Raw genomic sequence first — 12,439 nt, forward strand, 5'->3', positions numbered from 1 at the left:
TTAGATTATCCTACTGGGATAAGGATTATTTCTTTGCAGCAGATTTGGTTTTCTCAAGGATAGCGAAGATCTCTTTTGCAGTATCTGTGTTATCAATTTTTCCAGTGAAATGATCCATTCCTGGTCCATAAGCATAGACATTTACATCTTCACCAGTATGCCCATCTGTTGTCCACCCAGTTCCTGTACGAAGATCAAAGATCTTTTCGATGGCGTTATCGATTTCTAAAACATCACCGCTTTTTTCTTTTGCATCTTTAACAGATTGAACTTCTTCAGGTGTTAATTCAAGATCAATATACTTCTTTAATGTTTCTTCTACAGGTGCACCTTTTGCGATTTCTTTTGCGATAAAGTCAGGTGTTTTCTTGGCTGCTTTAATATCAGCTGGATCCCACTTGTAGTCACCATCACGTCCCATTGTCATACCGCCTGTTGAGTGGTCGGCTGTTGTGATAACAAGCGTGTGCTTGTCCTTTTTAGCAAATTCGATAGCAGATTCGAAAGCTTGTTCAAAGTCTTGCATCTCACTCATTCCTGCAACAACATCATTGTCATGGCCAGCCCAGTCAATTTGGCTTCCTTCAACCATAAGGAAGAATCCTTTGTCATTTTTATTTAAACGATTCAATGCAGAGTTAGTCATTTCCTTCAATGAAGGCTGTTCTTTAGGACGATCGATCATTTTATCAATCTCTTTCGGGGCAAACAATCCTAAAATTTGTTCGTTGTCGTCTTTTAACATATCTTCACGGTTTGTAACGTAAGAATAACCGTCTTTTTGGAATTCCTCTGTAATGTTGCGATCTTTACGATCAAAATAGCTTGTACCGCCACCTAAAATAACGTCAACCTTATGCTTGCCGTTCACCATATCATCGTAATAGTCATCTGCAATTTGGTTGTAGTTTTCACGAGATTCGTCATGCGCACCAAATGCTGCAGGTGTAGCGTGGTTGATTTGAGATGTTGCGACTAAACCAGTTGATTTTCCGTTTTCTTTCGCTTGTTCTAATACTGTTTTTACATCTTGTTTTTCCATATCAACCGCGATTGCGCCGTTGTATGTTTTGATTCCTGAAGACATAGATGTAGCTGCCGCGGCAGAATCTGTTACGCTCTCTTTTTTATCATGAGAATACGTGGACTGCATCCCTACTAAATACTTGTCGAACGCTGTGTCTTCCATCATAGGAGTGCTTTTATCGTCTTTAAATGCGCGGTAGGCTGTCGTATAAGTAGGACCCATGCCATCACCGATTAAGAAGATTACATTTCTAATTTCGTTTTTGTTCTGATCCTCAGCTGATGCCTGATTTATAGCTAAACTGCTTATTGCAAGTGTTGAAGCCATTGCGACAGTTAAGACTTTTTTTGATATACGCATAATTGCCTCCTGTTGTATTCGTAGTTGTCTTACAGGGAGAAATTATACTCGCATAACATTTCGGTTAGATTATGAGAATGTAAAGGTTGTGTAAATAAAAGGGAAATTGTTTTCTGTTAAGAAAGGATGAGGGATTAGGCTGAAAAAAAACCGCTGGGTGTTTTGTCAAAAATCGGATAAATATTTTTATGTACGAATATATTTCATTTAACTGCGGAATTAATAGTGGATTACCTCGTATAAAAACTGAATTACCTCGTATAAGGAGTTTGTCTGTCTAAAACGTTATTTTGCGAATACATCAAAAAGAGGCTATGACTCAGGATTTTGAGTCAGCCTCTTCTATTTCGTATGAATTATACCGTTTGAACCGCTTTTTCAAGAGCTGTTTCAGCTGGAACATAGTCGTAGCCAAGATCAGTCGCTACAGCTTCATAAGTTACGTATCCGCCAGCTGTGTTAAGTCCAGCTTTAAGAGATGCGTTTTGAGCGATTGCTTCTTGTGCTCCTTTGTTAGCAATTTGAAGTGCATAAGGAACGGTTACGTTTGTTAGTGCGATCGTTGAAGTACGCGGCACGGCACCAGGCATGTTTGCTACTGCATAGTGAACAACACCGTGCTTGTCGTATGTCGGGTTGTCATGTGTTGTGATGCGGTCAACTGTTTCAAAAATACCGCCTTGGTCGATCGCAACGTCAACGACAACAGAACCTGGAGTCATGGATTTGATCATTTCTTCTGTTACTAATTTAGGTGCTTTTGCTCCTGGAATTAATACAGCTCCGATTACAAGATCAGATTCAGCAACAGCTTGAGCGATGTTTAATGGGTTAGACATCAGCGTTTGGATACTGTTTCCGAAGATATCGTCTAGTTGACGCAGACGGTCCGGGCTAAGGTCGATAATTGTAACATCAGCGCCAAGTCCGATCGCAACTTTAGCTGCGTTCGTACCAACAACACCGCCACCGATGATTGTTACTTTGCCGCGACGAACACCTGGTACGCCTGCTAGAAGGATACCTTTTCCGCCTTTAGGCTTCTCAAGGAACTGTGCACCGATTTGTGCAGACATGCGCCCAGCAACTTCACTCATTGGTGTTAATAGAGGAAGTGTGCGGTTAAATTCAACTGTTTCATAAGCGATCGCTGTTACACCGCTCTCCGTTAGTGCTTTCGCCAAAGCTGGCTCAGCCGCTAAGTGAAGATATGTAAACAGGATCAAATCTGAACGGAAGTACTTATATTCAGAAGCTAATGGTTCTTTAACCTTCATAACCATTTCTGCAGCCCATGCGTCTTTCGCTTCTGCAACGATTTCTGCGCCTGCTGCTGCATAGTCTTCGTTTGTAAAGCCGCTGCCAACACCCGCATTGTTTTCTACAAGTACTTTATGGCCTGCTGCTGTTAATGTAATCACACCTGATGGCGTAATCGCAACGCGGTTTTCATTGTTTTTAATCTCTGCTGGAATTCCGATAATCATTTGTGAATCCTCCTATATATATGAGTCATTGAGTGCGTTTTCAATTGTGATTTCAGTATAGTTCGGAGGTAAACGCTTTGCATTGTTAGGAAACTAGAAAATAAAAAAAAGCATTTGTGAATTTTCACAAACGCTCCTGCTTAAAAAGTCTATTCATCTTAAAATCCAGGTAGATCATAATTTTTTGGTGAGGGCTTTTCATGTCAATGTTGGTGATCTCGCTAATTCGCTTTAAACGATAAAGCAACGTGTTCATGTGAATGTGAAGGACTTCTGATGCCTTATTCAAGTTTTCGTCCATTGTTAAATACGTCTCTAGCGTGTGATAGAGCTCCGTTTTATGCAGACGGTCATACTCCTGCAGCGATCGAAGCATTTCGTTTTGATAGCCTTGCCTTTGTTGTTTATCATAAATCGCATCTAAAAACTGGTAGATGCCGAGTTCATGGTAGCCGTTCAGGTTTAGTGTTTCACCGCCTAGCTTTTCGTGGACAGCGAGTACACTGGATGCTTCTTTATAACTTTTTTCAACATGTGAAAAAGAAGAGACAAGACTGCCGTAAGCCGCTTTTATTTCAGAAACTGAAAATCGTTCTTTCATATGAGTAAAAAAGGACTCCACAAAAGATTTTGCCAGGTCTAATGGCGGCTCTTTGCCAACGAATGAGGCAAGGAGAAGCATTTGGTTTGCGTCTGCGGCAGACAAGAGGACATTGATCTTTTGATTGACCGCTGCCAAGTATAGAATGTCTTTTTCTAATGCAGGCGTTACTTCGTCCTCTAGCTGCAAAATAAATACGGTCGCAGGAAGGACTGGCAAAATGTTGAGTTCATGCAGTTTTTCTAAAATACGTTCTTCTTGAGGAAGATTTCCTGTAAGCATCTTCCAAAAAAGCTCTTGCCGGTTTTCTTCTTTCTTTTTTGTGCCGATCTGCATTTGTAGAAGCTGACTTTTAGCAGAAGCAGCGGCTAGTTTTAACAACTGCATATCCTCTTGAGTTAGCTGTTTTTCGACCTCTAGAACCCAAATATAACCGAGAACTTCATTGTTTTTTCGTATGGAAACGGCCACGCGGTCACCAAGTCCAACCTTTTGGATAGAACTAACCCGCACTGGGTCATCACTTTCTTGCAGTCTTGGAATCACGCCATCCTTCCAAAGACTGTTCACTACTTTTTCAGGTACGCGGCGCCCGATAATGGTTGCAATGCGCGCCGGATCTGTGCCGTCTTCGTGTGTACTGTAAGCAAGGAGACGATGGTTCTGATCTTCAATCGTTACAGGGCATGACAAAACATCGCTAATTTTATCTGCTAAATTTTCAAGACTGCCGAATGTCCCTTTAAAAGGATCTGATTGATAGTTCTTCATTACTTTTTCTCCCGCCAATGGTTTCTTTGGTTTTATTCTACCGAAAAAGGGAACGGGATTACAGGAGAAAAGCAATGGATTGTAGAAATGTTAATAAGGTAAAGGAATGCAAATGTATAGGGGGATTAATAATGAAGTTTAGTGAATTTACATACGAACGTCCAGATGTCGCAAAGCTTAAAATGGAATTTGAGGAAGCGGTCCAGATTTTTAAGGATGCTTCATCAGCAGAGAAACAAAACGAAGCGATGAAAAAGGTTTCAGCATTGCGCAATCGTTTCGAATCAAAAGCAAGGCTAGCAAAGATTCGTCACACGATTAATACCGAAGATGTTTTTTATAAAGACGAACAAGCCTTTATGGATGAAAACCTTCCAGTCTATCAAGGTATGGTAACGTCTTTTCATGAAGCACTTGTTCAATCCCCTTTTAAAGGGGATCTTGAAAAAAAATGGGGCAGCCAGCTGTTTCGTTTAGCAGAATTAAAGGTGAAGACGTATTCAGAAGAAGTATTGGAAGACCTAAAGCAAGAAAATAAATTAAGCTCGGAATATGTAAAAGTTATGGCATCAGCGAAAATTGAGTTTGACGGAAAAGAGCTAAACCTTGCCCAGCTTTCTCCATATGTACAATCCGCTGACCGGGAAACGAGGAAAGCAGCAAGCAAGGCGAGCAATGCGTTCTTACGTTCAAATCAAGAAAAGTTCGATTCGATTTATGACGAGCTTGTCAAACTTCGTACAAGAATCGCTAAAAAGTTAGGCTACAATAATTTTACTGAACTTGCTTATGACCGTATGGGCAGAACGGATTACAACGCGGCAGATGTAAAAGTATTCCGTGATCAAGTAAAAGAGGTTATCGTTCCACTCTGTTCGAAATTGAAGAAAAGCCAGCAAAAACGCATTGGTTTAGATGAATTCAAATTTTACGATGAGCCGTTCAGCTTTACAACAGGAAATCCTAAGCCACAAGGTGATGCAGGCTGGATCGTGGATCAGGCGAAGCAAGTATTCAGCGGCCTTGCGCAAGAAACAGGAGCGTTTTTTAACTATATGGCCGAAGACGAGCTCATGGACTTGGAGAGTAAAAAAGGAAAAGCACCTGGCGGCTATTGCACGTATCTACAAGACTATACGGCTCCGTTTATCTTTACAAACTTTAACGGGTCAGATAACGATGTGCGCGTACTGCTGCATGAAATTGGCCATGCGTTTCAAATGTATACGAGCCGCGGGTTTGAAGTTCCGGAATATCAGTTCCCAACCCTTGAGGCGTGTGAGATCCACTCGATGAGCATGGAGTTTCTAACGTATCCGTGGATGGAAAAGCTATTTGGTGAGGACACAGAAAAATACTTATATTCTCACTTAACGGGTGCTGTTGAATTTATCCCATATGGTGTTGCAGTCGATGAGTTTCAGCATTTTGTGTATGATAACCCAGATGTTTCGCCTACTGAACGCCGTACTAAATGGAGAGAACTTGAGAAGGTGTATTTGCCGCACCGTGATTATGATGGGTTAGAATACTTAGAGAACGGTGGTTTCTGGCATAGACAAGGCCACATTTTCCGCTCACCGTTCTATTATATCGATTACACGCTCGCTCAAATTTGTGCCCTTCAGTTCTGGAAGCGTTCTGTAGAAAACCGTGAGAGCGCATGGGAAGATTACTTCGCGCTTTGCCAAAAAGGAGGAAGCCTGCCGTTTACTAAGCTGGTTGAAGAAGCAGGGTTAATTTCGCCTTTTGAAAAAGGATGTGTAGCATCCGTAGTCGGTGAAGTAGAGAAATTCCTTTCGACGGTTGATGAAGATCAGTTTGCGAAAGCATAAGAAGATATAAAGATTGGATGTGGAGAACCGGCCGTGTGCCGGTTTTTCTTATTGAAATTGGATGTTGGGTGGGAGATGTGGGGGCGTGAGCTGGGATGGTGCTGGACCGGACCGGGGTATATGGACTACAGATTTTGTCGATAAATGACATCTCGTGGATAAACTTTAAAAACTTCTGGATTCATACCTAAAACTCGTGGATTAACAGCCAAAATTTGTGGATTGCGGCCATAAATTTGTGGATTGATATCGGATTGAGAGCTAAAATACACCATGGGGTATCACTTCCCGGCTATATAAAAGACGTTTCGGTAACCGAAACTTTGAAGAATTATTGACACTTGTAAAGGGAATGCTGTTTTCAGCTGCACATAAGTTTGTGAATAGAGGCTTGAGTGGTAAAATAATAAAGAAATCGTAGAAGTTTTAAAGACTCTTAGTTGAAAAGGAGTAATACAAAAATGGCTGAAACGAAACAGCGTAACTATACACCGCTCATTATCGGACTATCCATTGCGATCAACGTGCTTGTGGCCGTATTGTTCTTCTTGCCTGAATACGAAGGAGAAATTGCTTTTGATGTAACGTTATTGCCGAGATTGAACGCGATTTTTAACAGCTTTACATTCGTATTTTTACTTGCTGCTCTTTATTTTGTTAAACAAAAAAACATCACCCTTCATAAACGCTTTATTTTTGCTGCATTTACGAGTACAACCTTCTTTTTGCTGTCTTATGTTACGTATCATTACTTAACAGAATCAACATCTTATGGCGGTGAGGGGCCACTTAAGTACATCTACTTCTTTATCTTAATCACACATATCCTGCTCGCCATTGTGATTGTGCCACTCGCATTAATAACCGTTACACGAGGACTCAATATGCAAGTGGACAAGCACCGTAAAATTGCACGCTGGACGATGCCTTTATGGTTGTATGTAAGTTTAACAGGCGTACTTGTCTATTTGATGATTGCGCCATATTATTCATAAACAAACAGGGGACTTTTGCTGAAGAGAAAACAGCAAAAGTCTTTTCTGTATGGAGAGGAAACAACAAAATGAGCTTATTTTGGATCATACCGGTTGTACTGTGCGGATTTGGCATCGCTTTAATCGTTTATGGGATCCGTTATAACAAGGAAGATTATGAACATACGAAACGCTATGGAACGAATTATAGTGGTGGAAGTGTTTCCGATACGTTCATTGGAGCATTAGTTGAGTTCATCTTCGTTGTTGTTATCGATCGATTTGTGCGTTTTTTTCCTAAATGGCTGATAAAAGCTTTCTTGTTCGTTATTGGAATTGCCTTTATTGTGCTCGGTGTATATATCTTTTCAGACATGCCGTCAAAGACTTAGTATGCGATGCCCACCCGTGACTGAAAGAAATCTGGCATCTTTATGAGAGAGTACGTAAAATGAGCCGTATCACCTGTACTGATTCGGTTGCCGTCTTCAGGCAAAAAATCTTTTTCCACGCGGTATGTTCCTGTTGCTTCACCATCAGGGAGGTATGTTGGACAGACGATCGTCCAGTTAAGGCCGCTTTCTTGAAGCTCGTGAAACGCTTTATGGTGGTCTTCAGCTGCTCGTGTTAGTTTGCGTTTTGATTCAGAAGACTGATATCGAAGCAAGTGGGGTTCTGTTCGGCTCTGCAATATCCCTGCTGTTCCAATTGTGATGATCCGCGAGATTCCTTCCTTTTTCATAGCTTCAATGACTAGTGGCATACTTTCTGACAGAACGCTCTCTCCATCAGTGGACAGGGTGCTGATGACAATGTCGCAGCCCGCCATTGCTTTTTCAATATGCTCCTGTATGAGAGCATTCCCCTCTACGATGTGAATTTTTTCTAGCAAGTTACCAGTTAGCTTAGCCGGATTACGCACTAATGCTCGAACTGCAATCTCATCTGTAGCTGCCAGCTCCGCTACTTTACTTCCAACTCTCCCTGTGGCTCCCAAGATACATAATTTCATCGGTTTTTCCTCCGTTTGGTTTCTTTTGTATATCATAACATTTCTTTATAAAAGCTTTTTTAAAAAGGCTGCTTGCTCAATCTATGATACAAATGAAAGTTGTTGATCTCCATTTCAGGTACTCGCTTTCCGGGGGGCGTGCGGTGAGCCACCTCGGCGCTTTGGCCCCTAGGTGTCTCACCTGTCCCGCTAATCCCCCAGGAGTCTCGCACCTTCCACTCCAATCAACCTAGCACAGATGAGAAATGAACAAGAAAATAGCATTTCTAAAAGATTGCTTGCAGACACAGGAGCACACTGCTTTATAAAATGCTTTCAATAGCAGCAAAGTTTGCGAAAATAGCCAATGAAAAACACCCTTGCCAACAGAGCTGACAAGGGTATTTCCTCTAACTTTAACGAATGGTAATAACATCTGTATATCTGTAATCTTGTTTTTCCCCTCTATAAGAGAAGGCAACCACTCGGTACTGGCCAGGGGCTGCATTTTGTCCGGAGATCTTACCGTTCCAGTCAAAGTAATTGTATTCTTTAGGAACATTCTCGTACGTGCCGATTACTCCGAATGACTGAGATAATGTGGCGTTATAAAGTACGAGCTCTACTTTTTCTGCAGAAGCAGGCAAGTAGGCAGCAAACGTGAAGTTGTTGTTTCCTAAGGCTGTCGCGCTAAAATGCGTAATGGAAGGGAAGTCAGGTTCTTGTACAAATAAAATCGTTGGCACTTCTACCAGCTTGCTTCCATCACTAATTCGGATCGTACCTTCATGATAGCCAGGAGCAAGTTTTGATGCATCTACTTGTACATTAAATCTAACGTCTTTCGCGCTTTTTCCGTTAATCTTTACGTTCTTGCTTGTTGTTACTTTTACACCTTCTAAAGCAACGTCAAACGTGTAATCTTTCGTCTTATTGCTTAAGTTTTTAATTGTAAAATGTTCACCTCGTACTTCTTTGCCTTTCGTTTTGGAGAATACACCAAATGAATGGCTGCCAGGTGATACAAGTGTTTCGGTTTCAATCGCTTCAACGACACGGATGCTTCCTGCTCCTTGCGAATTATGAGGGTAGCGTTTTCCCGTAGCGTCATACAAGTTTTCTGCTGTATTCATGAGCGCAGCTTTCACATCGTCAACACCCCAGTCAGGATGTGCTTCGAGTAAAAGGGCAGCTGCACCAGCAACGTGAGGAGACGCCATGCTTGTCCCTTGCTTTGCTCCGTAACCATGTGGGTTCAGAGGATCATGTGTTGGAACTGTACTCACGATGTTTACTCCAGGTGCCGACACATCAGGCTTAATCATCCACGTATCCATAACAGGTCCACGAGATGAGAAATCTGCCATTAATTCACCAACAGCACCAGCAAACTTAATATCAAAGCTTACGGTTACTTTCCCTGACTTAGCCAGAAGTGCTTGTCCATCTGCTTGATTCAACATGATTGTCGGAACAGCCATTCCAGGAACAACAGGCATGCTTCCAGCAACGTTATTATAAATCACTGCACCAGATGCGCCTGCTTTTTTCGCTTCTGTCGCTTTATCTACAAATGCAATACCTGCACCACGGCTGATTAATGCGATTTTACCTACTAAATTTTTTCCGGCAAAATCAGCAGGTGCACCAAATCCAACATCTACTAATTCAAAGTTTTTCCCGTTTAGAGCGAGCAATGCTTCATCTGATGGAAACCCTTGAACAGCAGAAGAGGCATAAGTTGTGCCATCTGATGAAGTAGTTGTAGCTGAAAAGACGTTATATGGAAGCTGAGTAGCCCCGACAGAAATAGCTTCTCTAGATGTACCAGGTGAACCGACTGTCCAGTTGTTCGGTCCGCTGTTTCCGTTTGATGTTACAGCCACAACACCGTCAGACATCGCTTGATCAAGTGCGATACTCGTTGCCCAATCCGGATTGTTTAACGTGTTTCCAAGTGATAGATTCATAATGTCAGCGCCATCTTCAACCGCTTTTTCAACTCCGGCAATAACGTTTTCAGTCGATCCGCTTCCTCCAGGCCCTAACACGCGGTACGCTAGCAGCGTTGCATCAGGTGCTACACCTTTAATACCGCCATCCGCTGCAACAGTTCCAGCAACGTGCGTGCCGTGTGTTGTTTCAGCGCCTCTTGGGTCTCCTTTAGGTGTTTCTTGCGGATCGTTGTCTTTATCTACAAAGTCATACCCTTTATATTGACCGAATGCCTGATCTAGGTCAGGATGTGTGTAGTCGACACCTGTATCAATAACTGCAACTGTTATTCCTTCCCCTGTGTAGCCTGATTCCCACGCTTTGTTTGCACCGATAAAAGGAGCTGAGTTCATCATTTGAGGAGTTACTTCGTCAAATGACTGATCACCCATATCATCTCCTGTTGTGTGGTATTCAACATCTGGGTAAACGGCTTTAATACCTGATACCGTTAACAGATCAGGTATCTCATTAGCTGGAATTTCTAATGAAAAACCTGAAAAGACATGGTCGTATTCGTTGTTGACTTTATATGTTTTGGCGCGAGTGGAGATCTCTTTCACCACAGCGTCACGTTTTGATTTCAAGTTTGATTTCGTTTGTTTTTGACCTTTCTTTTTTGCTTCTAGGACAGAAGGTTCTTTTAATTCAACAATTACTTTTGTAACATGAGAAGAGTTTAAATTATACTTCCCGTAGAGAGGTGCTAGTTCTGGCTGTGCATCGTTAGAGGATGGAGCAGCAGAAGCACCAGAAAAAGCAGAGAAAATAAACGTACAAGCTAATGTTAAACTAGAAGTCTTGCGCAAAAAGTGTTTCATTCAAGCAGACACCCCTTAATTTTAATGTAAAGGTAATCTTCTACCATCTTTTTCAAATCCCTTGATGAGTTGGTAAAAACAGATATTTTGTCCTTATATTGGAAAACCATTAGGTGTCTTTAGTCACTGAAAATATTTTGAGCAAACCATGGGTCTGATGATTTGGTCCCGTGATAAGATAGGAATATTGTTCTATGAGAAAGAAGGTGAATGAATGGCACAAGAAGAACGTTATGGCTCGATTCAGGAAAATCGGATTATCCCGCTTTGGAGTCTGACAGTGTGGCTAGTAGTCATGAACACGACGATGTTTAACGTTGCACTGCCGAGTGTCATTTCACAATTTGATTTGAGCCCGACCGCTGGTTCGTGGATTGTTTCAGGTTATTCGATCGTGTTCGCCTTATCGACCATTACATTCAGCAGGTTGTCTGATTTTATACCGATTGGGAGGCTGTTACTCACTGGCCTTATTATTTTAGGAATCGCTTCAATTATTGGATATTTCTCCAATAGTTTTGAGTTCGTGCTGATCAGCCGTATGGTTCAAGCGATGGGAGCAGGGGCCGTTCCGGGGCTCGGAATGGTGCTCGCGACTCGTTATATCCCGATTTCAAGGCGAGGACGCGCCATGTCACTGATCTCGTCTGCCGCATCACTTGGTTTTGGTTTAGGGCCAGTGATTGGAGGCGGCATTACACAGTTGTTTGGCTGGAATTTTCTTTTTGTGGTTACAGGTCTCGTACTGCTGCTTTTACCTGTTTTCAAGGTATATTTGCCTGTTGAACAGAAAAGCGAAGGCTCGTTTGACGTTATCGGAGCCCTATTAACAGGAGGCGGAGTGACTTCGCTGCTCCTCTATCTCTCGTCATTCTCTCTATATTTGCTGTCTTTAAGCGTACTATTCTTTGTCGTACTCGTTTTGTATTCCAACAAAAAAGAAGATCCCTTTATTCGTGTGAGTTTATTTAAGAACACAAGGTATGTCTCGATTTTACTTGTCGGTCTTATCGCATTTATGACCCATTTTGCGTTTTTGTTTGTAATGCCTGTCATGCTTTCAAATTTATTTCAAAAAGAGCCGGCGACGATTGGTTTTGTTATCTTTCCAGGTGCAATGCTCTCGGCGTTTGCCGCTATTTATGTGGGACGATGGATTGATCGATTCGGAAATCTCCCTGTCATGCGCGCAGGACTCTTATCGCTTCTGTTATCCGCTATATTGTTCTCTCTTTTTGCAACAAAAGCGTATTACATGACGGCAATCTTTTATATGTTTACGAGTATCGGGTTTTCTAGTTTAACGTCTAGTTTAGCGAATGAGAATTCTAGAATACTAAGTAAAGATGAAGTGGGTTCAGGCATGGGGATGCTGCAGCTTGTTCAGTTTTTTGGAGGAGCGCTAGGTGTAGCCGTTGCTGGACTGTTAATTGAAGGACAAAAAGCTTTGGCGCTTGATGTCATCTACCGAAATGTGTTTGTTTTTTATACGATTCTAGTGGTCGTTTCAATGGTTATCTATCAAGTGAAATTAAAAAGAAATGTGAGCCTCGGATCGTAAATGATTCCTCAGCTCA

Annotated in this window: 9 protein-coding genes; 4 read left to right on the forward strand and 5 right to left on the reverse strand. The window is 41.9% G+C overall.

Going from position 1 to position 12,439, the window contains the following annotated elements; genetic code table 11:
• Nucleotides 1-25 precede the first annotated feature (25 nt).
• The 3 genes from AWM68_RS16770 to AWM68_RS16780 form a co-directional block, all read right to left on the reverse strand.
• Nucleotides 26-1,387: an alkaline phosphatase gene (locus AWM68_RS16770; protein ID WP_066244486.1), complete on the reverse strand. Its 1,362-nt coding sequence runs from the start codon at nt 1,385-1,387 to the stop codon at nt 26-28.
• A 356-nt stretch (nt 1,388-1,743) separates the two neighbouring features.
• Entirely contained in the window at nt 1,744-2,874 is a 1,131-nt protein-coding gene (gene ald / locus AWM68_RS16775) for an alanine dehydrogenase (RefSeq protein ID WP_066244490.1), read from the reverse strand.
• A 124-nt stretch (nt 2,875-2,998) separates the two neighbouring features.
• Complete coding sequence (locus AWM68_RS16780) at nt 2,999-4,246, reverse strand: PucR family transcriptional regulator (RefSeq protein ID WP_066244494.1); 1,248 nt, start codon at nt 4,244-4,246, stop codon at nt 2,999-3,001.
• A gap of 131 nt (nt 4,247-4,377) precedes the next feature.
• On the opposite strand from AWM68_RS16780, the gene AWM68_RS16785 reads away from it, so the two are divergent.
• From AWM68_RS16785 to AWM68_RS16795, 3 genes are all read left to right on the forward strand, one after another.
• Nucleotides 4,378-6,081, forward strand: a complete 1,704-nt coding sequence (locus AWM68_RS16785; protein WP_066244497.1) for a M3 family oligoendopeptidase — start codon at nt 4,378-4,380, stop codon at nt 6,079-6,081.
• A 461-nt stretch (nt 6,082-6,542) separates the two neighbouring features.
• Nucleotides 6,543-7,076: a DUF420 domain-containing protein gene (locus AWM68_RS16790; protein WP_066244499.1), complete on the forward strand. Its 534-nt coding sequence runs from the start codon at nt 6,543-6,545 to the stop codon at nt 7,074-7,076.
• Between the two features lie 68 nt (nt 7,077-7,144).
• The gene (locus AWM68_RS16795) at nt 7,145-7,447 is read left to right on the forward strand and encodes a hypothetical protein (protein WP_066244502.1); all 303 of its coding nucleotides are present in this window, start codon (nt 7,145-7,147) and stop codon (nt 7,445-7,447) included.
• Here AWM68_RS16795 and AWM68_RS16800 read toward each other — a convergent pair.
• Nucleotides 7,444-8,067: an NAD(P)-dependent oxidoreductase gene (locus AWM68_RS16800; protein WP_066244504.1), complete on the reverse strand. Its 624-nt coding sequence runs from the start codon at nt 8,065-8,067 to the stop codon at nt 7,444-7,446. The genes AWM68_RS16795 and AWM68_RS16800 overlap by 4 nt on opposite strands.
• 395 nt (nt 8,068-8,462) lie before the next feature.
• On the reverse strand, nt 8,463-10,862 hold the full coding sequence (locus AWM68_RS16805) for a S8 family serine peptidase (protein ID WP_066244507.1): 2,400 nt from the start codon (nt 10,860-10,862) through the stop codon (nt 8,463-8,465).
• 214 nt (nt 10,863-11,076) lie between these two features.
• Between AWM68_RS16805 and AWM68_RS16810 the strand changes: the two genes are divergently transcribed.
• Nucleotides 11,077-12,423 carry an MFS transporter gene (locus AWM68_RS16810; RefSeq protein WP_066244509.1) on the forward strand — a complete coding sequence of 449 codons (1,347 nt, stop codon included), beginning with the start codon at nt 11,077-11,079 and terminating at the stop codon, nt 12,421-12,423.
• Nucleotides 12,424-12,439: the final 16 nt, after the last annotated feature.

The organism is Fictibacillus phosphorivorans (genome assembly GCF_001619875.1).
GTDB classification, from domain to species: domain Bacteria; phylum Bacillota; class Bacilli; order Bacillales; family Fictibacillaceae; genus Fictibacillus; species Fictibacillus phosphorivorans_B.